19 protein-coding genes and 2 pseudogenes are annotated in these 22,594 nt (G+C 54.5%); 10 read left to right on the top strand and 11 right to left on the bottom strand.

What is annotated here, in order from left to right; all coding sequences use genetic code 11:
• The first annotated feature begins 128 nt into the window (after positions 1 to 128).
• Positions 129 to 1,199: a tartrate dehydrogenase gene (locus F7Q90_RS14885; RefSeq protein WP_006121673.1), complete on the top strand. Its 1,071-nt coding sequence runs from the start codon at positions 129 to 131 to the stop codon at positions 1,197 to 1,199.
• Position 1,200: 1 nt separating this feature from the next.
• Here F7Q90_RS14885 and F7Q90_RS14890 read toward each other — a convergent pair whose 3' ends face one another.
• The 5 genes from F7Q90_RS14890 to F7Q90_RS14910 form a co-directional block, all read right to left on the bottom strand.
• A complete protein-coding gene (locus tag F7Q90_RS14890; protein WP_006121674.1) occupies positions 1,201 to 2,532 on the bottom strand; it encodes a glycoside hydrolase family 28 protein in 1,332 nt (443 codons plus the stop codon).
• A 36-nt stretch (positions 2,533 to 2,568) separates the two neighbouring features.
• Positions 2,569 to 3,384, bottom strand: coding sequence for a carbohydrate ABC transporter permease (locus F7Q90_RS14895; protein WP_006121675.1), 816 nt, complete (start codon positions 3,382 to 3,384; stop codon positions 2,569 to 2,571).
• Positions 3,384 to 4,256: a carbohydrate ABC transporter permease gene (locus tag F7Q90_RS14900; RefSeq protein WP_006121676.1), complete on the bottom strand. Its 873-nt coding sequence runs from the start codon at positions 4,254 to 4,256 to the stop codon at positions 3,384 to 3,386. The genes F7Q90_RS14895 and F7Q90_RS14900 overlap by 1 nt, the downstream gene beginning before the upstream one ends.
• Positions 4,257 to 4,319: 63 nt before the next feature.
• Positions 4,320 to 5,579 (bottom strand): ABC transporter substrate-binding protein, encoded by a 1,260-nt coding sequence (locus F7Q90_RS14905; protein WP_080577473.1) that lies wholly within the window; start codon positions 5,577 to 5,579, stop codon positions 4,320 to 4,322.
• A 164-nt stretch (positions 5,580 to 5,743) separates the two neighbouring features.
• Complete coding sequence (locus tag F7Q90_RS14910) at positions 5,744 to 6,028, bottom strand: hypothetical protein (RefSeq protein ID WP_039339039.1); 285 nt, start codon at positions 6,026 to 6,028, stop codon at positions 5,744 to 5,746.
• Positions 6,029 to 6,173: 145 nt separating this feature from the next.
• On the opposite strand from F7Q90_RS14910, the gene F7Q90_RS14915 reads away from it, so the two are divergent.
• Both F7Q90_RS14915 and F7Q90_RS14920 read left to right on the top strand, forming a co-directional pair.
• Complete coding sequence (locus tag F7Q90_RS14915) at positions 6,174 to 6,773, top strand: GNAT family N-acetyltransferase (RefSeq protein ID WP_006121677.1); 600 nt, start codon at positions 6,174 to 6,176, stop codon at positions 6,771 to 6,773.
• Between the two features lie 13 nt (positions 6,774 to 6,786).
• Positions 6,787 to 7,879: pseudogene (locus F7Q90_RS14920) on the top strand (ABC transporter ATP-binding protein).
• Positions 7,880 to 7,968: 89 nt separating this feature from the next.
• Here F7Q90_RS14920 and F7Q90_RS14925 read toward each other — a convergent pair.
• The gene (locus F7Q90_RS14925; protein WP_006121678.1) at positions 7,969 to 9,087 is read right to left on the bottom strand and encodes an ROK family transcriptional regulator; all 1,119 of its coding nucleotides are present in this window, start codon (positions 9,085 to 9,087) and stop codon (positions 7,969 to 7,971) included.
• On the bottom strand, positions 9,084 to 9,959 hold the full coding sequence (locus tag F7Q90_RS14930; RefSeq protein ID WP_006121681.1) for a BadF/BadG/BcrA/BcrD ATPase family protein: 876 nt from the start codon (positions 9,957 to 9,959) through the stop codon (positions 9,084 to 9,086). Before F7Q90_RS14930 ends, F7Q90_RS14925 begins: the two co-directional genes overlap by 4 nt.
• A 273-nt stretch (positions 9,960 to 10,232) precedes the next feature.
• Between F7Q90_RS14930 and F7Q90_RS14935 the strand changes: the two genes are divergently transcribed.
• The 4 genes and pseudogenes from F7Q90_RS14935 to F7Q90_RS14945 all read left to right on the top strand — a co-directional run.
• Positions 10,233 to 11,393: a Gfo/Idh/MocA family protein gene (locus F7Q90_RS14935; RefSeq protein WP_006121682.1), complete on the top strand. Its 1,161-nt coding sequence runs from the start codon at positions 10,233 to 10,235 to the stop codon at positions 11,391 to 11,393.
• 827 nt (positions 11,394 to 12,220) lie between these two features.
• Positions 12,221 to 12,712, top strand: a complete 492-nt coding sequence (locus F7Q90_RS14940) for a hypothetical protein (protein WP_006121683.1) — start codon at positions 12,221 to 12,223, stop codon at positions 12,710 to 12,712.
• A 460-nt stretch (positions 12,713 to 13,172) separates the two neighbouring features.
• Positions 13,173 to 13,304 carry a hypothetical protein gene (locus F7Q90_RS27635; RefSeq protein WP_257789145.1) on the top strand — a complete coding sequence of 44 codons (132 nt, stop codon included), beginning with the start codon at positions 13,173 to 13,175 and terminating at the stop codon, positions 13,302 to 13,304.
• Positions 13,305 to 13,468: 164 nt separating this feature from the next.
• Positions 13,469 to 15,745, top strand: a pseudogene (locus tag F7Q90_RS14945) (glucose/quinate/shikimate family membrane-bound PQQ-dependent dehydrogenase); the annotation flags it as partial.
• Between the two features lie 41 nt (positions 15,746 to 15,786).
• On the opposite strand, the gene F7Q90_RS14950 reads toward F7Q90_RS14945, so the two are convergent.
• The 3 genes from F7Q90_RS14950 to F7Q90_RS14960 all read right to left on the bottom strand — a co-directional run bounded on the left by F7Q90_RS14950 (position 15,787) and on the right by F7Q90_RS14960 (position 18,571).
• The gene (locus F7Q90_RS14950) at positions 15,787 to 17,007 is read right to left on the bottom strand and encodes an MFS transporter (RefSeq protein ID WP_006121685.1); all 1,221 of its coding nucleotides are present in this window, start codon (positions 17,005 to 17,007) and stop codon (positions 15,787 to 15,789) included.
• 109 nt (positions 17,008 to 17,116) lie between these two features.
• Entirely contained in the window at positions 17,117 to 18,013 is an 897-nt protein-coding gene (locus F7Q90_RS14955) for a LysR family transcriptional regulator (protein ID WP_006121687.1), read from the bottom strand.
• Positions 18,014 to 18,202: 189 nt separating this feature from the next.
• The gene (locus F7Q90_RS14960) at positions 18,203 to 18,571 is read right to left on the bottom strand and encodes a helix-turn-helix domain-containing protein (RefSeq protein ID WP_006121688.1); all 369 of its coding nucleotides are present in this window, start codon (positions 18,569 to 18,571) and stop codon (positions 18,203 to 18,205) included.
• Between the two features lie 233 nt (positions 18,572 to 18,804).
• Between F7Q90_RS14960 and F7Q90_RS14965 the strand changes: the two genes are divergently transcribed.
• The 3 genes from F7Q90_RS14965 to F7Q90_RS14975 all read left to right on the top strand — a co-directional run bounded on the left by F7Q90_RS14965 (position 18,805) and on the right by F7Q90_RS14975 (position 21,956).
• The gene (locus F7Q90_RS14965; protein ID WP_006121689.1) at positions 18,805 to 19,497 is read left to right on the top strand and encodes a response regulator; all 693 of its coding nucleotides are present in this window, start codon (positions 18,805 to 18,807) and stop codon (positions 19,495 to 19,497) included.
• Positions 19,466 to 20,815 carry a sensor histidine kinase gene (locus tag F7Q90_RS14970; RefSeq protein ID WP_006121690.1) on the top strand — a complete coding sequence of 450 codons (1,350 nt, stop codon included), beginning with the start codon at positions 19,466 to 19,468 and terminating at the stop codon, positions 20,813 to 20,815. Before F7Q90_RS14965 ends, F7Q90_RS14970 begins: the two co-directional genes overlap by 32 nt.
• A 274-nt stretch (positions 20,816 to 21,089) precedes the next feature.
• Positions 21,090 to 21,956, top strand: coding sequence for a nucleoside-specific channel-forming protein Tsx (locus tag F7Q90_RS14975; protein WP_006121691.1), 867 nt, complete (start codon positions 21,090 to 21,092; stop codon positions 21,954 to 21,956).
• Between the two features lie 104 nt (positions 21,957 to 22,060).
• On the opposite strand, the gene yjdN is transcribed toward F7Q90_RS14975, so the two are convergent.
• Positions 22,061 to 22,552 (bottom strand): VOC family metalloprotein YjdN, encoded by a 492-nt coding sequence (yjdN, locus tag F7Q90_RS14980; RefSeq protein ID WP_071988797.1) that lies wholly within the window; start codon positions 22,550 to 22,552, stop codon positions 22,061 to 22,063.
• Between the last annotated feature and the right edge of the window lie 42 nt (positions 22,553 to 22,594).

A 22,594-nucleotide genomic window follows, 5' to 3' on the forward strand; every position in this document is an offset into this window, starting at 1 on the left:
CTTCCAGGCTAATTATTTACCTCAGGTGGAGAGTTATACTGCGCCGATGCCTGATCATTAATCAAGCTGCATATCGACAGCCTTCACCCACTGACGGGCCCCTACAACATCAACCTCAGAGGTACCCTGTGACAGAGAAAATTCATCGTATCGCCGTGATTCCCGGCGACGGCATTGGTAAGGAAGTAGTGCCAGAAGGTATTCGCGTGATGAATGCCGCAGCAGAGAAATTTAATATTCCGCTGCAGTGGACGTGGTTCGATTATGCCAGCGCGGAATACTGGCAGCAGCATGGCAAAATGCTGCCTGATGACTGGTTTGCTGAGCTGAAAACCTTTGATGCGATCTATTTTGGCGCGGTCGGCTGGCCCGATATCGTGCCGGATCACGTTTCTCTGTGGGGGTCGTTATTGCAGTTCCGTCGTGAGTTCGATCAGTACGTTAACCTGCGTCCGGTCCGCCTGATGCCCGGCGTGAAAGCGCCGTTAGCCAACCGGCATCCCGGTGATATCGACTTTTACGTCGTGCGCGAAAACACGGAAGGTGAGTACTCCAGCGTTGGCGGCACGATGTTCCCCGGCACAGAACGAGAAGTGGTCATTCAGGAAACCGTGATGACCCGGGTGGGCGTTGACCGCATCCTGAAGTTTGCCTTTGACCTGGCGCAGCGTCGGCCTAAAAAACACCTGACCTCTGCCACCAAATCAAACGGCATCGCCATCACCATGCCTTACTGGGACAACCGCGTTCAGGCAATGCAGGCGCATTATCCTGACGTTAAGGTCGACAAGTACCATATTGATATTCTTACCGCGAATTTTGTTCTGCATCCCGACTGGTTTGATGTCGTGGTGGCCAGCAATCTGTTCGGCGATATTTTGTCAGATCTGGGCCCTGCCTGTACCGGCACCATCGGCATCGCGCCGTCCGCCAATATTAACCCGGAAGGCAACTTCCCCAGCCTGTTTGAACCGGTACACGGTTCCGCGCCCGATATCGCCGGTAAAAACATCGCGAACCCGATTGGTCAGATTTGGTGTGGTGCGATGATGCTGGAGCATCTGGGCTACAAGGCGGCAGGAGATGCCGTGCTGGATGCCATCGAACGCACGCTGGCCGCAGGCGAGCACTTAACCCGCGACCTGGGCGGCAGCGCCAATACACAGCAACTGGGCGACGCTATCGCAGCGGCGCTGTAAGTTACTCCGCCAGCAGCACCACGCTGTCCGGATGCCAGCCTGGCGGCAGTGGCTCAGGCCGCTGAATCGCCAGATGGTGCAGGTGCAAATGTTCAACGCCACGCGCGAACAGGCCCGGCAGCCCGCCCGGATAGCGCTCCACGCCGTACGCCTCGCCCGTGGCCACATCCACCCGGTACGCGTTGTCCAGCCCCATCCCGGTCGGTGAGTCCGGATTACAGGGCGGGCGAACATCGAACTGACCCTGTACGCCCTGCGCGACTGTCTGACGCAGCTGTAGCTGGCTGATGACGATGTCGCGGATCCAACCCGGCTGCGCCGCATGCAGGTTGATCGCTCCTTCTGCCACACCGCTGAGATGGCTGAACTGAACCTGTTCAACGATCCCCGGTGGCACCTGCGGATCGCGCGTGCGCACAGAAATAAACAGGGGATCGGCTTTGCCCCAGTGGCAGGCGGCAACATGGTGACAGTGAAAGGTGATGTGACTGAACAGGACGCGCCGTATCGCACCGCCGTCCCGCGAGACGATGCCAATGCCGCGGTTGGAATCAAATATGCTGCAGCCGGTCACGGTAATATCTTCGACGTCATCCCAGGTTTCCGTGCCGATTTTAATCGCGCAGCTGTCGCTGCGCAGCAGGCAGTTGCTGATCGCGATGCGCCGGGCCGGACGGCGCAGACTGCCAGGCTTCAAGGTTGTTTTAATGCAAATCGCATCGTCAGCGGCGCTGAAGTAGCTGTTGCTAATCAACACGGCCTCGCAGCTGTCGATATCCAGCGCGTCCGTGTTGGGCAGCGTCATGGCGTTATCAATGGTCAGATGGTCAATGTGTACATGGCGGCAGCTGACAAGGTGCACCGTCCACATGGGGGCCTGAAACAGGGTAAAGTCCTTGAGTGTCACCTGCTCGCAGTCCTCAAAGACGATCATGCGCGGTCTGTCTGCCCTGGGCATGCGATAGCCCTGTTCGTCGGCCTCTACCGCAAACCAGGCTTCGGCGTCGCCTTCTATACGGCCTTTGCCACTGATCGTCAGATTGCGCTGCCCCAACGCATACAGCAGGACGTTATGCGATTTCTCAGCACTGCTCAGCGTCTTCCATTGCTGATAATCTGCCAGGTGCCGGCTGGCAATCAGCACCGCCCCGGCGGCCAGATGCAGCTCAAAATTGGAAGGCAGATTCAGGCTGCCACTGCGATAACGCACCGGTGGCAACGTCAGCCGACCGCCGCCCGCTTCAGCAATCTGATCGATCGCGCGTTGCAGTGCCTGCGTGTCCGGCGTTTCACCGTCCGCTGCCGGATGAAAATCAGCAAGAGAAAGATCCATTTTTCGGCCTCCGTCGTGAAGTGTGACCTGGTGGGGTTATTTCACCGCGCCTTCGGTCACGCCACTGATGAATTTGCGCTGGAAGAACAGGAACACCAGAATGAGCGGCATAATGACGATCATCGCCCCTGCCATCAGTACCGGGATATCGATGGTGTTTTTATTCTGAAAAAACATCATGCCAATCGGCAGGGTACGCAGTTCGTCTTTATTCACCAGAATTAACGGGATAAGAAATTCGTTCCACGTCCAGATAAATAGCAGCAAGGCCAGCGTGGAGATCGTCGGCCAGATAGCCGGGACTAAAATGCCCCACAGGATTTTGACGCGCGACGCACCATCCATTACGGCCGCTTCAACCAGCTCTTTCGGAACCTGCTGGAAGGCGCTGGCAATCATCAGCGTCGTAAAGGGCAACGAGAGCGCAATTTGCGGCAGGATCAGGGCCAGAGTGGTATTGGTTAATCCCATCCAGTGCAGTTCGTGATACAGCGGAATGATAAAGGCTTCACTTGGTAATACCATGCCCAGCGCCAGCATCGCCGCCACCAGCTTTTTACCGGGGATTTTCAGCATGGCAAAGCCAAATCCGGCCAGAATACCCAGCAAAATACTGCACAGCACCACCGGAATCACGACCAGCACGGAGTTCATAAAGTAAACGTTAAAATGCCCCTGTTGCCAGGCGGTCACGTAATTTTTGATATTCAGTGACGCAGGCAGCGTAAACACGCCCTGAAACAGCTCTATCTGAGTCTTAAATGAGGTCATAAACGCCATCAGAAACGGCATGATGGTCAGCAACGCCACGACCCAGATGAGCGCACGAGAAATAACCGGAGTGCTTTTCATCAGTAACGCTCCTTCAGGGCCAGATGAATCAGGTAGTTAATCCCTAGCACAATCATCATGCTGAATACGGCAACCGATGAGGCATAGCCGAAGTAGTGCAGATCAAAACCCTGCTTATACATAAAGATATTGGTGACCATCGTGGAAGTGCCCGGCCCGCCCTGGGTCATCACATAAACCAGATCAAAGGCTTTTAAGCTGGCAATCACCGTCAGGAGCAGCGCGATACGCAACTCCGGGCGCAGGCCCGGCAGCGTGATGCGCATAAACTTACGCCGCCGCGACGAGCCATCCAGATCGGCCGCTTCCAGCAGGGACGGGTCCATACGCTGTAGGCCCGCCATAAACAGCACCAAACAGAAGCCAAAGAAGTACCAGGTGGCCACCATGCCCACGGCAGGCAGTGCCCAGGTAAAATCCCCCAGCCACGACATTGCCAGCTGCGGCAAACCGACAGCACGCAGGAACTGATCGATCGGGCCAAATGCCGGCTTATAAAGCCAGCGCCAGACCACGCCCAGCACCGCCATCGGCATGATATAGGGCAGGAAGAACAGAATCCGCAGCACGCTGCGCTCGGTATTGTTGCGGGTTTCATACAAAAAGCTGCATAGCAGGAGTCCGACGCTGATCGGCAGCAGCGTATAAAACAGCATCAGGATGGCGTTGTTGCCCAGCGCAATCCAGAACACCGGATCGCTGAACATGCGCAGGTAGTTAGCGACGCCGGCAAAAACCGGCATGGATATGCCATCCCATTCGGTAAAACTGATTCCCAGTGACGCCAGCAGCGGCAATAACAGAAACAGTCCATAAACCAGCACGGCTGGAAGAAGATAGAGAAAATTGCGCCAACTGCTTTGATTCAACATAACCGTACTCGTCGTAGTGAGATCGACATTCAGGCCCGGCAGATATGCTGCCGGGCACCCGGCTTAGTGTTTCAGGGTTTTTATATAACGCTGATAGTTGTTATCGAAGTTAGTGACCATCTGATTCGCCGTGAGTCGTCCCGCCAGCAGCAGCTGTACGTTTTGATTGAGTTCGGCGTTCATCGTCGGGGTGGCCCAGTCCACATAGTGACCCAGTCCGTCATAGGCATTGAGCGTCAGCCAGACCTGATAGGCCTCGCCTAAGAGCGGATTGTCGGCCGGGATTTTTGCGTCTTTACTGGTGCTGGCGGGCAGGAAGCCCACACTCAGCCAGCGGTTTGCCATGCTGTCTGACACCATATAGTTGATAAATTTGGCTGAGGCATCCTGCTGCGCTTTGGTTTTTGCCATGCTGGTCATCGAGAAGGCCAGGTCAGTCCCGCCGACCATCAACGGCTGCTTCACACCCTCACCCGCCGGCATCGCGGCAAAGTGAATATCTTTATTGTCTTTAAACTGGCCCAGATACCAGGTGCCGCTGACCAGAAAAGCCGCCTGACCGTTCTGGAACAGCGTGGCGGCATCATCGTGGCCAATGCCCTGATAGCCAGGGAACAGGTAACCTTTATCGGCCCAGCCTTTCATCATCGTGGCGGCCTTAATCAGCTTTTCATCTTTGAACGTGCCGCCCACGTCATAAATCAGGTCATCCAGCGCTTTACGATCGTGACTTTCAATCTGCGCTTCCCACAAGGTGCTGAGCAGTTGCTGACCCATATTGCCGTCCAGCAGACCTAACATCATTGGCGGCGTGCCCTGCTGCTTCAGTTTTGCCATGGCGGCTTCCAGCTCGCTCAGGGTTTTCGGCACCGCAATACCGGCTTTATCCAGTAGCGCTTTGTTGTAATACAGGCCGACCATTTCACCGAGGCTGGCAACACCGTACAGCTTACCGCTGCCAAACTGACCACTGTCAGACCAGCGGTTACGCTTCAGAATGGAGTCCGGGAAGCGTTTGGTCCAGCCGTACTCGGCCGCATAGCTGTCCAGCGGCAGCAGCAGTTTGTCTTTTACCAGCGATCCCATATCGCCGCCGCCCTGGTTCACCTGTGCGATCTGCGGCCCTTCACCTGCGGTTAACGCCAGCTTCAGTGGAATTCGGGTATCTTCGAAAGAGTGCACGGAGCGATTAATGACGATGCCGGGGTTTTGTTGAGTGAATTCTTTAATGCCTTCATCGACTGCCGCCGTTTGCTGAGGATACGTATAGATATCCCACTCATTCAGCGTGACTTTGCTGTCGGCATGCGCAACGCTGCCCATCAGCAAGCCCGCCGCCAGGAGGCTACGAACCGACGTGCGAAAACGGAACGAACTGAGGAATCAGACATCATGCTCACTTTCTCCAATAGAGGACGGGCATCCTTTCTTCACACGGTCTGCACTCCCGCAGACTGAAGCCGCATAACTCACCTTCTCATTCATAGTTACTTTAATAAAAAAATAAAGTCAAACACCGGGCCGGCGGAATTGCCAGGTTGTGAGCCTGCGCAAAAAATCAACCTGGCAGCCCGCTTATCCGAATAAGCGCGGGGTGATAAAAAGAAATGCAGCGTAATATTCATGCTGATCTTTTCCGCAGCAGCACAATAATCCACCGCCAAAATGACGTAATAACCTGCTGATAAAAAATATGAAAATCCTATGACGCTCACATTTTTAACTTTTAATTTAAACGGGTAATCCGCGCAGGCCTTGCGGTAGCACGCCACAAGGGCGCACGGAGACTGGTCTGGTCAGGCAGAGCGCGGGCATAACGGGAAGCCCACTGACAGCACGGTAATTATTCCATCTTGAAAACTAAGTCAGCTTTCATTAACGTGAGATTGTTCAATGACTGACCTGTGAGAAATGACGATGGTGAATCAAGGTGTCATTCGTCCGGCGACCGAGTCGGATTATCCCGCGCTCTACCGTATTTGTCTGGAAACGGCCAATGCTGGAAAAGATGCCAGTCACTGCTATTCCGACCCTGAGTATCCCGGGCAGCGCTTTGCCGTGCCCTATGCACGCTTTGCCCCGAATTTTGCCTTTGTGCTGGAGGTTGACGGTGAGGTGATGGGATATGTCGTTGCCACACCGGATACCGTCGCCTTTGAAGCGCAGCTTGCACGCGACTGGTGGCCCCGGCTGCAGGAGAAATACCGCGATCGCACACCTGTCGCCCCTTACGACAGCAAGATTCTTGACAGTATCCGTCAGCCTGAGCCTGCCGCACAGGCGCTGGTGACGCAGTGGCCTGCCCATCTGCATATCAATCTTCTGCCGCCCGTTCAGGCGGGCGGCTGGGGGCGCAGGATGATCGAACATGAACTGGCAGCCCTGCGCAACGCGGGTGTGCGCGGTGTCCATCTGGGTGTCAGCCTGCAAAATGAGCAGGTTTGCGCGTTTTATCAACGCCTGGGATTCAGCCATATCCTGCGCAGCAACGCCATCTATATGGGCCAGTTACTTTGATCAGGGGAAGCTTATGACCAGCCTGCGCTTACAGAACGTTAAGAAATCCTATGACAACATCGGGGTGATTCACGGGGTCGATCTCACCATAAACAGCGGCGAGTTTGTTGTGTTTGTCGGGCCTTCCGGCTGTGGCAAATCCACCCATGCTACGCATGATCGCCGGACTGGAAGAGATTACGGACGGAAAGCTGCTCATCGACGACAAAGACATGACCCGCCAGCCTGCCACCGAACGCGGCATTGCCATGGTCTTTCAGTCTTACGCGCTCTATCCCAATATGACCGTGCGCGGCAATCTGGCGTATCCGTTAGAGGTCATGAAGAAATCAAAAGCGGAGATTGCCCAGGCCATTGAACAGACCGCCGCGCGCTTACACCTGACAGAACTGTTAGACCGCCTGCCGCGCGCACTGTCCGGTGGTCAGCGCCAGCGCGTCGCCATTGGCCGGGCCATCATTCGTCATCCCCGCATTTTCCTGTTTGATGAGCCGCTGTCCAACCTGGATGCCGAACTGCGTCTGCAGATGCGCATTGAAATCGCCCGTCTGCATGCCTCACTGGGCAATACCATGATCTATGTTACTCACGATCAGTCTGAGGCGATGACGCTGGCCGATCGCATCGTCGTGCTGCGTAAAGGCAAGATTGAGCAGGTGGGCGCGCCGCTGAGCCTGTACAGCGATCCCGACAACCTGTTTGTGGCCGGATTTATTGGCTCACCGAAGATGAATTTCCTGCGAGCTGAGATTACGGCGACGCGTCAGGGCGAAGTGCAGTTAACCGTCCCTGATCTCGCCATCACGCAGCTGGTACTGAAGATTGAGGCGCCCTGCCATGAAGGTCAGCGCGTAACGCTGGGCATTCGCCCTGAACATATTCAGCCCGCTGCCGCCACACCATCTGCACAGCAATTTAGCGGAACGCTGTCCTTTGCCGAAATGCTTGGCCATACCAGCTACCTTTATCTGGATGTGGGCATTGAACAGATGTTGGTGGTAGAAGAACGTGAGGCTCAGCCACGTGAGTTGGGGACGGCGGTCAGGCTGGGACTGTCAACCGATCACTGCCTGCTGTTTGATGAGCAGGGGCAGCGTCTGCGCTAAACCGGATGGCGCCCCGGCGCCGTCAGATGACTTTTCCAGCTTCACCAGTGCAGGCCGCATCATCATACCAGCGGCCTGCGCGCCCCTCGTCAGGTCACCGGTTCTTCGTCTGCCTGTGCAGCCAGCAGGTCGAGCAGCATGTTCACGGCGAAACCCGCCGCGCCCAAGGCCCACATCCGGTTGGATTCGGTGAGAAACTGCAGCGGTGTCATATGAGGCGTAAGCTTCAGACGATAGGCCTGAAAGCTTTGGGTGATATGGTCTAAAAGAATACGCGAGGCCATATGCGGCTCCATAGCCAGATAAACGATATCCGGATCGTAGGCGACCGACAGGTTTGCCAGTGAAATTCCCAGCTCACGACCGGCCTCTTCCAGCGCCGCCAGCACATCGGACGTCGGACGCTGATCAAGCGCCTGCAGCGTTAACGGACCGCCCTCCTCATCCTGCGCCACACGTTGCAGAATGGCGCGGGACGAGGCCACATCCTCCAGCAGGCGCATCGAGCCATCACCGACCAGGCCATTGCCAATTTCGCCCGCTTTGCCGTGCCGTCCACGGTACAGTCGCCGGTTGAGAATGATGCCCGCACCGATGCCTTTGCCGTACGTGGCGATAACGGCAGACTGTGCATGACCCAGTTGCCCAAAGACCATCGTTGCCATCGCCATCGCGTTGGCATCGTTTTCGATAAAGACCGGCAGAGAAAAGCGCGTTTCCAGTAGCTGCGCAATGGGGACATTTTCCCAGTCGAGAACTTTAGACCGGATGCAGTAGCCGTTTTCGGCATCGACTAAACCGGACAGGGCCAGGCCAATCGCACCGACGTGTTTTTCTTCAACACCGCGTAAAAACCTGGCCAGTGCGTCGCCTAACTGACGCGGCGTGATCGCGCCCGCAGGCATCTGCTGTTCCCCCAGCAAATTGCCGCTGAGATCCGTCATGACGATCAGGTTACGTTCGGCATTCAGCTGGATTCCGATGACGCTGGCGCGATCGGGATTCAGCCCCAGCAAAGTTTTAGGCCGCCCCATTGACACCCGCCGCAGGCCAAGCTCCTGCACAATGCCCTGGGCGAGCAGGCGGTTGGTCGCCTGAGAAACGGTCGACATACTGAGTCCACTGCGAACCTTCAGGTCAGACTGACTGATGGGCGCATGTTCCACAATCAGTCGCAGAATGCGCGCGGTGACGTTGGGAGCGATCATAAAGTCCTCAGATTTGATCGTGCCATCATTAATGCGCCGTCCAGCGCATCGTATTGCGCAGCGACCAGGCGAGCCTGCACATCACTTGCCAGCCAGGGCAAAATCGGGGTTGCCAGCCCGCCCATTAACGCAACCTGCCCCTGACTGATGGCGGAAAGACGATTCACCATCAAACCAATATCGTGAGCGGTTTGCCGCAGTAAGACGGTAGCATGAGGATCGTCTGCATGTGCTGCGGCGAAAACCTCGGGCACCACGCGCGCCCAGTCGGCCGGCATGGCATCGCGCGTCCACAGCAGCATGGATTCCGGGCTGTGATCAAAACGCGCCATCAGGCTGTGCGTCAATGCGGTACGTTCAACAATGGCTTCATGCGCCAGCAGCGCCAGTCGCAGTGCCCGTCGACCAAGCTCAGCGCCCGATCCCTGGTCGGAAAGCGCAAATCCCCAGCCGCCCAGCAGCGTAAAGCGTTCGCCATCCCATGCCGCGCCCTGGCTCCCGGTGCCGGTAATAAAGACCGCGCCCGGTGACGCAGCATGCGCACCGGCGCAGGCGATTTCCACATCACTGACGACCTGCAGGGCCGCGCAGTCTGGCTGCCATTGTGCCAGACGTGCCTGAACGGAGGCCACATTAGCCCCTGCTAAACCGGCTACCAGCGACGTGTGAGACAGCGCCTCGGGGGCCAGGCCGGCCTGAGACAGCACCGCCGCGATTAACTGTTCAACGCTGTTCAGTGCGGCATCGAACTGTGACCAGACGTTAGCGGGACCGCCCACAGCCTGGGCCAGGAGCGTGCCCTCGCTGTCGGTTAACCGTGCGCGACACTGGGTGCCGCCGCCATCAATACCAAGGAGATAGTGTGATTGCACGCGCTTCCTCCCGCCTTAACTCATCTCGATTCTGTAATCTGCGAACGATAGGTGAAAAAAACTTAAATCGCAATAACAAATAAATATAGGGAAAAAGCAATAACTATTTTTTATTTAAAATCATCTAAATAACAAAAAATACGTACGCAAATCACACAACCCGTTATTGACATTACTTTTTCCATCGTAATAAGTTGGTGGTCAGCATCTCAACCATAACGTCCGGTCAGCGGCGTGATTACCGTTGTCAGAACTCAGGATCAGGGGTTTCCCATGAAAGTAGGCATTATTGGTCTCGGCTTTCGTCTTTCTCACGTGGTTAAAGAGTTTCACAAAGCCGATCCCGCATTTTCGCTGGTAGGCTATTGCGATCCCGCACCTGCCGGGCTGCCGAATCTGCACAGTTTTGGTATCGATCCCGGCAAGGCGTTTGACTCCATTGACGCGCTGCTGCAGCACGGCGGCTTTGATTTGTTGCTGGTGGGCTCGCCAAACTTTATGCATCTTGAGCATGTCACGCAGGCGCTGGCAGCAGGTTATACCGTATTTACGGAAAAGCCTGTAGTGATCAATGAAGAACAGACGATGGCGATGGCAAGACTGGTGCGCCAGTACGGTGAAGACCGAATCCTGGTTGGGCTGGTGCTGCGTTATTCACCGCTGTACCACGATCTGTTGGCCGCACGGGACGATCGTCGACTGGGTGAAATTACCTCCATTGAAGCCACTGAGCATATCAAGCCTTACCATGGCGCGTTCTTTCAGCGCGACTGGCGCAGGCTGGAAAAATATGCCGGCCCCTATATTCTGGAAAAATGCTGTCACGACATCGATCTCTATCAGGGATTAATGCAGGAACGTCCTGTGCGGGTTGCCAGCTTTGGTGGACGCAAATCCTTTACACCGCAACATGCGCCGCAGGGCGCAGTGAATGCGCAGTCTGAGATTTACCATACTAAACCGAGTGGCTGGGCGAGTACCGACGCGGTCTTTGACAGCGATGCGGACATCGTCGATTACCAGACGGCCCTGATTGAATATGCCAGTGGCGCGACGCTCGCCTTTCACGCCAACCTGAATGTCCCGGACGAGTTCCGTCGCTTCTGCGTGATCGGGACTGACGGCATGGCCGAGGGCGATTTTGTCCGTAACTATTTCCGCGTGCACAACGCACGTACCGGCGAAAAAGAGGTTGAAACCATCTATAACGGTAATGCCTACGATGGCCACTACGGGGCCGATGCCTTGATGGCTGAAGAGATCGTGAAACATATTAAGCAGGGCACGCCGCTAAAAGTTTCTGTGATCGATGCACTGGAAGCGGGCCTGACGGCCATTAAGATTGACGAAGCGCGCAAAACCCGCAGCGTCATCGATCTGACCGAAAGCTGGAAAAATTTTGACGCCAACCTGGGAAAAACGGGAACGCCTTAGTTCCCTCCTGATCTTTTCTCCCCCGAGAGCATCAGGTTGATCGCTAGCATCACTGACTGGTACCTCACTCAAACCGGCCCTCTGGGCCGGTTTTTTTTTAGGGCAAAGGGAAACGTACCGTTTCTTACCAGCCTGCCCGCCGACACGAAAGGTTGCTGACAGCCTGTGCGTGAACGACGCTCCGCACCTGCGACGCCTTCATCAGGTTCACGCTGAGGCGCGCCAGTGTGGCTGCCTGCTTACAGGAGCCACATTCAGAGTGGCTCCTGTAAGCAGGCCATTCGGCGCTGCACGCGCCTTGCGGCGTCAGGGACCAGTCAGCCACAGCCCGGTTTCTTCGGGCGTTGAGGAAAACGCCTGTACCCGCCCTGTCCGGCGTGCCATACCGTTTCGTACGCCCCTCAATTCGTCCCGCTATTTAGCAATCTGGTCGCGTTTTCTGTCACGATTATCACAATCATAATTACGTGCGAACGATAAAAAAAACCGATAACTCTGCTGCTAACTTTAGCCAGGAGAAAATAAAGCCATAACCGAAGCGGTAAGTCAGGCAAAAACACGACAGTTTATTCTGTGAATCTTAACTGCGGACTTTCCCGATTTCGTAAAGTTATCGCGTGTTGCTAAATTAACATGCGTGCAGTAATCACGTCTGGAAAAACCATTCAACGTTATAATTAGATGTCATATAAAGTTAAATGAATGCCTAATAAGAAGAGTGAGATAATGTGTTTGCCAACAGAATAGCGTATATTCATTGCCGTACTTCACTTTGTTAATGAAAAAATATAACGCACAGCAAACATAAAAAACGTTTCGAAGAGATAATGAAAAATAGCTTATATAACCCTTATATTACTGAGCCTATTCATCACGTCACGAGCCAGGTGGCCGGTATTTGCTATCATCTTCCCAATGCGGACTTTGCACGTCCTGAGAAAATGATACTTAATGACGACAACATTATTTCATTACACAATCACCTTGCAACTGAAGCAGCATTAATGATTATTCCGCTGTGCGATCGCCAGTTAAAGGAACAGATGAATCAGCCTGCGCGTTATTTACCTTTGCAGGATTCACGGGTGCGTATTGGTATTAATTATCACAGTCTTTTGCTTTACCGGGAAAGATTACTGGAATTAATTAACACCTATGCTTTCTGGCTTTTTGATTTCGCACCGCCTGGCGCAGAGTGGCATTTAGTCGAATCTTTTCCCTTTTCCGCAATTGTCCTGAGTGAAACCTTCTTTAATGACAACTATCGGAAATTTAGTTTTCCTTTCTTAATTGAATCGTTAAGGGGCTTTGTTGAATAAATGGATTTTATGCTGTGGTACTATGAAAACGGTTGTTTCAGATAACATAAAATCAATGCGTTACATGCTTGCGTATGACGGTGTTCTGTCTGGCATCAGCGTTTTCTACCAAAACAGTGCAGACAAAACAGAATGATTACCTATTATTCAACAAAGCCCGTTTATCGGGCGATCTCATTCCTTTTACGCTTTAACCTTTCCTGCGTTCGATTAGTAATGGATCATATCGAGATGAACCATTAACCCCTTCTAAAGTGTTGCCTTAGGTGCGTTGTTAAGAGTTTTAAGCCAAAAAAATCAAAACTCATACCAATTTTGCTATAACATTTAACACATCTGGATCATCGAGCTTAACGGAAGAGCCTAATTAAGAATGCCTTTAACTTTTGTACTTTATGACTGAAAACAATCTATCTGATTGTTTTCTTGTGTTTTATGGCAACGAAACGAGGTCAACATTATGGGGAAAAACTCCTCATCCTTTAGCGTGGTCCGTTTTTTAACGGTGCTGTTCGCCGTGCTAACGGGTGCGTTCATGTTAATTGGTGGTATCTGGTTAGCCACGATTGGTGGTTCCTGGTGGCTTTGTTGAATAAATGGATTTTATGCTGTGGTACTATGAAAACGGTTGTTTCAGATAACATAAAATCAATGCATTACATGCTTGCGTATGACGGTGTTCTGTCTGGCATCAGCGTTTTCTACCAAAACAGTGCAGACAAAACAGAATGATTACCTATTATTCAACAAAGCCGTTCCTGGTACTACATCATTGGTGGTGCAGCTATGCTGCTTACCGCTTTTCTGCTCTGGCGTCGAAACAGTGCTGCGCTGCTGGTCTATGCATTACTGCTGCTGGCGACCCTGGCATGGGGCGTTTGGGAAGTCGGTACTGACTTCTGGGCGCTGGTACCTCGCACCGATGTCCTGGTCATTTTTGGCGTCTGGCTGGTGTTGCCTTTTGTTTACCGGGTCTTTTATCGCCCAGGCAAAGGCCCATTGAGTGCGATGGCGGTTGCCCTGGTGGCCAGTGCAGTCGTATTAGCCTATGCCGTCTTTAACGATCCGCAGGTTGTTAACGGCGCCGTGCCTGCCACAGCAGATACGGCGACACAGGCTCAGCCGTTGAGCAATGTTGCCGATGCTGACTGGCCAGCTTATGCACGCGATCAGCAAGGTACACGCTATTCACCGCTGAAGCAGATCAATCACGATAACGTGAAAGAGCTGCAGGTTGCCTGGCAGTTCCAGACCGGCGATATGAAAAAGCCGAGCGATCCCGGTGAAATCACCGATGAAGTGACGCCGATTAAAATCCGCGACACGCTGTATCTCTGCTCACCTCACCAGATTTTGTTCGCCCTGGATGCGGCAACGGGTAAGCAGAAATGGAAATTTGATCCCGGTTTGAAAACTGACCCAACCTTCCAGCATGTTACCTGCCGTGGTGTGTCCTACCACGAGTTCCCGGCAGCTAAAGATGCCGCGAATACGCAGCCTGCGCTGTGCTCGCGTCGTATCTACCTGCCTGTGAACGATGGTCGCCTGTTTGCACTGGATGCGGAAACCGGTGAACGTTGCCCGGCCTTTGGTAATAACGGTGAGCAGGATCTTCAGCACAAACAGCCGGTCACTACGCCTGGCATGTATGAGCCGACCTCTCCGCCAGTGATTACCGACACCACCATCGTGATGGCGGGTGCGGTGACCGATAACTTCTCAACCCGTGAGCCATCCGGCGTTATCCGTGGTTTTGACGTTAATACAGGCAAACTGCTGTGGGTATTTGATCCGGGTGCGAAAGATCCCAACGCGATTCCGGCGGATGAACACACGTTCACCATGAACTCGCCAAACTCTTGGGCACCTGCGGTCTACGATCCGAAACTGGATATCGTTTATCTGCCTATGGGCGTGACAACGCCTGATATCTGGGGCGGTAACCGCACCCCAGAGCAGGAGCGTTATGCGAGCAGCGTCCTGGCCCTGAATGCCACCACCGGTAAGCTGGTGTGGTCTTATCAGACCGTGCATCACGATCTGTGGGACATGGATCTGCCGTCGCAGCCGACGCTGGCCGATATTACCGATAAAGACGGTAACACCGTGCCGGTGATTTATGCGCCAGCGAAAACCGGGAACATTTTCGTCCTGGACCGCCGTACCGGTAAAACCGTTGTACCGGCCCCCGAAACCCCGGTTCCGCAGGGTGCCGCAAAAGGCGACCACGTCTCTCCGACTCAGCCTTACTCTGAACTGACCTTCCGTCCAAAACAGAATCTGACGGACAAGGACATGTGGGGCGCCACGATGTACGACCAACTGGTGTGCCGCGTGATCTTCAAACGCCTGCGCTATGAAGGTCCGTTCACCCCGCCTTCTGAGCAAGGTACGCTGGTGTTCCCGGGTAACCTGGGCATGTTTGAGTGGGGCGGGATTTCGGTCGATCCGCATCGTCAGATTGCGATTGCCAACCCAATGGCACTGCCGTTTGTGTCCAAGCTGATTCCGCGCGGACCGGGTAACCCGGAAGAGCCACCAGCCGGCGCAACAGGCGGTTCGGGTACCGAAACCGGTATTCAGCCGCAGTACGGCGTGCCGTATGGCGTGGAACTGAATCCGTTCCTGTCACCGTTTGGTCTGCCCTGTAAACAGCCTGCATGGGGTTATGTATCGGCGGTTGACCTGAAAACCAATAAGGTCGTCTGGAAGCAACGTATTGGTACCGTTCGTGACAGTGCGCCAGTGCCGCTGCCATTCAAAATGGGTATGCCAATGCTGGGTGGCCCGGTCGCCACAGCCGGTAAAGTGTTCTTTATTGGCGCAACTGCCGATAACTACCTGCGTGCTTACAGCACCGATACCGGTGAGCTGCTGTGGCAGGCGCGTCTGCCAGCAGGCGGTCAGGCGACACCAATGACTTATGAAGTTAACGGTAAGCAGTACGTCGTGATTGCTGCCGGTGGCCATGGTTCATTTGGTACCAAACTGGGCGATTATGTCATTGCCTATGCACTGCCGGACCAGAAATAACCTGAACCTGTAAAAACAAGGCGGACTCCGGTCCGCCTTTTTTATGCCAACCTTCCGCCCTTTCTGCCCTGCCGCCAGTTTAGCCAGGCGCACACGCCCACCACGAGGCTGGTCGCCAGAAAGACGGGCCGCATGCCCCATGCGCCGCCAATAAACCCGCCGAACACCGGCCCCGTTACCTGCCCGATATACTGCGCCGAGGTGGAATAGCCCAGCATCCGCCCCACCTGCGTGGCCGGAACAGTGTGACGAATAATGGCGGTAATACAGGGCATCAATCCGCCCAGCGCCAGCCCCATCAAAAAGCGCAGAGGCAGAAGTTGCCAGGCGTCGGTAATAAACGCCTGCGGAATGAGTAACAGCGCACAGCTCAGCAATCCGCCACTCAGTACGCGCCAGTGGCCGATACGGTCGGCCAGCCTGCCGGCATAAGGCGCGGAAAGAATGCTGCCCAGCGCGGCTGCCGCCATGACCACACCCGACATCAGCGTTATGGCATGCTGCTCATGTAAAAACTGGCCGATATACAGGGTAATGATCGGCTCAATCGACATGTTGGCAAAAATCAGCAGCATGCCTGAGAGCCACATCAGCATGACGTTAACAAGCTTGTGCGGCGACAGGTCGTCTACCGGCTGAGACAGCTCCTGGTCGGATTTACGCACCGGCGGCCGCGCTTTCAGTAAAAAGGTCGTCGCCAGAAAGGCCACAAAGATGATCGCCCCCATCAGCCAGAAGGTCGCTCTGATCCCTATCAGCGGCGGCAGGACGCCACCCAGCAGCGGACCAACAATGTTACCGGCCATCATGCCGGATGCCAGCACACCCAGAGCCCATCCGGTGTGCGCTTTGGGCGTTTGTGCCGCAATCAAAATGGTCGAACCGGAGGCATAACCGCCCAGTAATCCCGCCAGTAAACGCAGCGCCACCAGTTGCCAGGCCGCCGTCGTCATGCCCGTCAGCGCCATGGCTATTGCCATGCCCAGACTGGCGCGGATGAGCATCAGCTTACGTCCGTAGCGATCGGCCAGTTTCCCCCACAACGGCGCGGTTAAGGCCGCATTGAAGAAGGTGGCACCATAGGCGATGCCCGACCAGCGCGCAATTGCAGCGGGTGCGTTGACGCCAAGCTGCTGCACATACAACGGCAAAAACGGCAGCAGAAGCGTCATCGCTACCAGTGTGGTAAAGGAGCCGAATACGCAAACCCACAAGTTGCGTTGCCAGTGTTCAGAGTCAGGTGCTTCCGACGCGGTTGCCATGCGATATCCCCCTTATGTTCAGGGATTCAGGCTACCAATGGTCACGAGACAACAACAGTGAGGGCGGGATATTTGTCTGCTGGCATAGTTTGTTGCTGTATTGCAACAATCAGCGACCACTGAGCTGGCTGATAAGCACATCACAGAGCAGATTGACCGCGGAAACCGCCAGACTGTCCTGATGCACCAGCAGGTAACTCTGCAAGCGATCCATCTGCCACTCTGACAGCACCTGCACAATCGTGCCCTGCGCCAAGGCTTCCTGCACCATGTACGAAGGCAAATAGGCAATACCCGTGCCTGCCAGCGCGGCATTCAGCAAAGCCATGCTGTTGTTAGCGCGAAAGCGGCTGCGGACATCCACCGCCAGGCGCTGTTTATCACGGCGAAAAGGCAGCGCAGCCGTATGTGCCGGACCGTGGAACATCAATAAATCATGGCGTGGTAACAGGCGAGGATGCGAGATAGCAGGATGCTGCGCCAGATAAGCCGGGGCGGCATACAGCCCCCAGTGGATATCGTTCAGTACCCGGAAATTGCCCTGACGTGGCGCATGAGCGCGGATGATAACCGCGACATCCACGCCTTCGTCCATCGTCTCGTCGTTGTTATCCGTCAGGCTGAGGTCGACGTTGATGTGCAGATGATCGCGCAGAAAGCGACTGAGGATGGGAACGATGCACTGACAGCCGAAGGTAACGGGAGCCTGCAGGCGCACATGTCCAACGGGATGTTGATGCGTCTCCTGAACAAACGCCTCTGCCCGCTGCATTTCATCCAGCATGCGCACGCAGTAGGGATAGTAAGCCTGGCCTAGTTCGGTCAGGGTCATCCTGCGGGTGGTGCGCTGCAGTAAACGGATCCCCAACCGTTGTTCCAGTCCGGCGATCTCCTGACTGATGTGGGATTTTGACACGCCGAGTACGCGCGCGGCTTCTGTGAAGCTTTTTAGTTCAACCACGCGTGCAAACACCATCATGGCGATGAGGTTATCGCTGTTATTCATGGGCTTCCTGCGGAGATCGCGGCATGCTGCCGCCGGGTGCAACATGGCAGGCGCGCCATGTATCAGGCGTTAAGCATAAAGGAACGTCAGGAAAGCTGACAACATCACGGCGGAAAGGAGGCAGAACATCGCGCGGGCGATGTATGGACATTGCCACAAGCGATCAGGATGGCAATGTCCATACAGAGACTAACTGGCCATGGCGAGAGGAAACAACAAGCGATCCGGTTCAACACGGCGCTGGCGTCGTAACTGGCCGGGCGTCATCATAAAATAGTTTTTAAAGGTGCGCGTGTAGGCCTGTTGCGTATCAAAGCCGTAGTTCATCGCCACCTGCAGGATCGCTTCATTGCTGTTGAGCAGCGTCAGGGCCGATTCGGTCAGGCGGCGCTGGCGGATGTACTCGGCAAGTGAGAAACCGGTGTGCTGGCGAAACAAACGCTGTAAGTGCCAACGGGAATAGCCCGCCCGGCGGGCGACTTCGTCCAGATGCAGATCGTGTCCTAAATTGCTTTCTATCCATTCCAGCAAACTACGAATAAACTCGCGCTGATTCATGGTGTTCTCCTGGTTAAAGCAGATGTGCAGGAACACACTTTAGCGCGCTAAATTTATCCCTTAATTAGCGGAAAATTAGCGCAGAATTAGCAAAGCGCTCCATGCCTGCACCGACGCCAGGTTTTGTCGCCTTCCCGGCAAGTGCGGTAAGAGTGCTGAGGCTGGTAACAGCAATAATTCTGCGCTAATAATCCAGCGCTACACTGGGGTCATTTTTCTGGGGGACGTCATCCATGCGCGTGTTGCTGGTTGAAGATGATGAAATGATCGGTGCCAATTTACAGCAGGCGCTGGAAGCCGCGGGCTGGTCTGTCGACTGGGTACGCGATGGCGTGTATGCGCACAATGCCTGGAGCGAAGGCGGTTACAGTTGCGTGCTGCTTGACCTCGGTCTGCCTCGCGACGACGGGTTGCAGGTACTCAGACGCGCACGTGGGCGCGGTGATGCCACACCGGTATTAATTCTGACCGCACGCGACACGGTCGCTCAGCGGGTACAGGGCCTGGATTACGGGGCAGATGACTATTTGCTCAAACCCTTTGATCTGCAGGAAGTCATGGCCCGTATGCGCGCGATCACCCGACGCCACCATGGTTCTGCCGATTCGGTGCTGGGCAGCGGCGATGTTCAACTGGATATGTTGACCCGCGAAGTCCTGTACAAAGGGCAGCGTGAACAGCTCACCGCCCGGGAATATGCCCTGCTTTATGCTCTGCTGGAGCGGCCCGGTGCCATTCTGTCACGTGAACAGCTGGAAAACCGTATCTACGGCTGGGGCGAAGAAGTCAGCAGCAATGCCGTGGACGTTCTTATCCACGGGATGCGGCGCAAGCTGGATAATGATGTGATTCGCAACGTGCGTGGGCTGGGCTGGGCTGGCGAGTACCGGCAATATGAAAATCTTTATGCGTTCATTACGAAATAAATTACTCAGTACCCTGCTGTTGATTCATTTACTGATGATTGGTGGCGTCGCCTGGTATTTTTTTAACTGCTACGGCGAAATGGTTGGCGTCATTAAGGACGAACAGCTCGCCAAGCTGGCCGATGCGTGGTCCGTTAACCGTGAAATCCCCCCGTTGATGCCGGTGATTGCGCCTGCGCATAAGATCAAAAGTGCCTTTGTCATTCAGCTGTGGGATGCGCAGGGCCGGTTACGATCCAGCTCATGGCCAGAGCTGCATGCGCCCTTACAGCCGGAAAATGGCTACAAAGACGTGCAGATAGGTGACTGCCGCGACTGTGAATGGCGTATTTACACCCGTTCCGGTCAGCCAGGCAGTGAGATTAAAACTATTCAGGTCATGCTGAACCTGAGCTACATGAAAGAGATGATGGTGCGACGGGCGCTATCGGCGATTATTCCGCTGATTTTGATGATGCCGCTGTCGCTGCTGGTCATCTGGCTGGTCGTGCGCAAGATCACCCGGGATTTGCGCGTTGCCTCGCGAGAAATCGCCGCCCAGGATGCGCACCATCCCCACAGCGTATCGCCGGAACGGCTGCCCGACGAAATTCAGCCCCTGGTTGAGGCCTACAACTCCTTACTGGATAAACTGCGTGCCGCCTGGTCTTCACAACGTCAGTTTATGGAAGATGCCGCTCATGAACTGCGGACGCCAGTCACCGCCGTCACGCTGCAACTGGAAAATCTGCGTCAGCACATTCAACCCGGCGAGGCCAGCCGTCAGTTCGCTCAACTGGAATCAGGTGTGACCCGCACGCGCCATCTGGTCACTCAACTGCTGAATATGTCGCGCTGGGAAGATCAGTCAGTCGTCGCGCACCTCGAAAATATCGATCTGGAAGATGTGCTGAAAGAGAGTATTGAACAGCTCATGGTTGTGGCGGATAAACGCGGTATCGACATTGGCTTTAGCGGCACCACGCACTATCGACTGCAGGCCGGGCGTTCCGAACTTCGCAGCCTGTTTGATAATCTGATTGGCAACGCGATGTTACATACGCCTGAAGGCAGCATGGTCGATGTGCTGCTGCATCGTGTGGCGGGACAAACCGTTGTCGACATCGTTGATAACGGTCCGGGTGTACCGGAATCCTTTCTTGAACGCGCATTCGATCGCTTTGCCCGTTCACCCGACGTTAAAGCGCAGGGCAGCGGTTTAGGTCTGTCTATCGTGCGCAGCGTCGCCCAGAAACACCATATCGACGTTGCCCTTGCCAACTGTCGGGACGCACAAGGCCTGCGCTGCGGTTTTCAGGTGCGCGTCACCTTTCCCTGATTCCTGCCGATCGATTCGGAATCCGACAACGTAAACGGTTGCTTGGTTCCGTTCGCCACAACCCTATATTGTGACAATCATCACAATTATGATGAATTGTTATGCAACACATTTTGACAAATGTGATCAAAAGCTATTTTCTATCTCTCTGTTACAGGCACGCTACGCTAACTAAAACAGGCGGCCTGAGTACATTACTGCCCAACCTTTGGGATTGATTTCCAAACAGCACGCAAACGATTGTCTTGCGTATGAAAACCAGTGGTCAAATATAATGAAATTTAAAACGTTAGTTGCAGGTGCCCTGCTGGCAGGCTCCCTGAACGGTGCAGTGCAGGCTGCAGAAAACGATCCCCAGTACCTTTCCGACTGGTGGCATCAGAGCGTCAACGTGGTGGGCAGTTACCACACCCGCTTCGGGCCCCAGTTCAATAACGATGTCTATCTGGAATACGAAGCGTTCGCCAAAAAAGACTGGTTTGATTTTTACGGCTACGTTGACCTGCCAAACTTCTTTGGCGTAGGTAACAACAACGCCAACGGTATTTTCGACCACGGTTCACCGCTGTTCATGGAAATCGAACCGCGTTTCTCTATTGATAAACTGACCGGCACCAGCCTGGCTTTCGGTCCGTTTAAAGAGTGGTATTTTGCCAACAACTATATCTACGATATGGGCCGTAACAGCGCAAACCGCCAGAACACCTGGTACATGGGCCTGGGCACCGACATCGATACGCACAGCGATATCGGTCTGTCACTGAACGTCTATGCCAAGTACCAGTGGGAAAACTACGGTGCTGCGAACGAAGACAGCTGGGACGGCTATCGCTTTAAGGTGAAGTATTTCGTGCCAATCACCACACTGTGGGGTGGTAACCTGGGCTATGTGGGCTTTACCAACTTCGACTGGGGCTCAGACTTGCGTGATAAGACCGGGCCGATCCGTACCAGTAATTCCATTGCCTCCAGTCATATCCTGTCACTGGGCTACGAGCACTGGCACTTCTCTGCTGTGGCGCGTTACTTCCATAACGGCGGTCAGTGGGGAGACGGTCAGGAGTTAGGTTTTGGCAGCAGCGCGTCTGAAATTAAATCAACGGGCTGGGGTTACTATCTGGTGGCTGGCTATAACTTCTGATCAGTTTGTTGCAAGACAGGCACGGTAATTGACGGTGGCCTTCCCCCTGGGAAGGCCGCTGTTGTATGCGCCATCCAACGTCGTTGAACGGCATCACCGACAAATTACTCGTCTGATTTAACAACGTTAATGCGCCACGGAATATTGAATTTATCAATAAACATGGCGAAGCCATCAGACCAGAAAGTTTTTTGCCACGGTGTGGTCACTTTCCCGCCTGCCGACAGCTTTTCAAACCAGGCTTTACCCTGTTCTGCATCCGTGGTCGCCAGACTGACGGCATAGCCTGCGTGCTCTGACGCCGGTGGCTGGTCAGGATTGCCGTCACTCATCATCAGTTCGCCCTGCCCGATACGCAGATGCGCATGCATAATTTTTTCAGGTGGCAACGGGGGTGCAGACTGGTCGCCAATCTGTTCACCCTGCTCCGGCATATCACCAAACGTCATTTTTTGCAGCAGCTGTCCACCTGTTGCCTGCAAATAGAATTCCATCGCCTCTTCACAGCGACCGGCTTTGTTGAATAATAGGTAATCATTCTGTTTTGTCTGCACTGTTTTGGTAGAAAACGCTGATGCCAGACAGAACACCGTCATACGCAAGCATGTAACGCATTGATTTTATGTTATCTGAAACAA

Source organism: Pantoea stewartii subsp. stewartii (genome assembly GCF_008801695.1).
Lineage (GTDB): Bacteria > Pseudomonadota > Gammaproteobacteria > Enterobacterales > Enterobacteriaceae > Pantoea > Pantoea stewartii.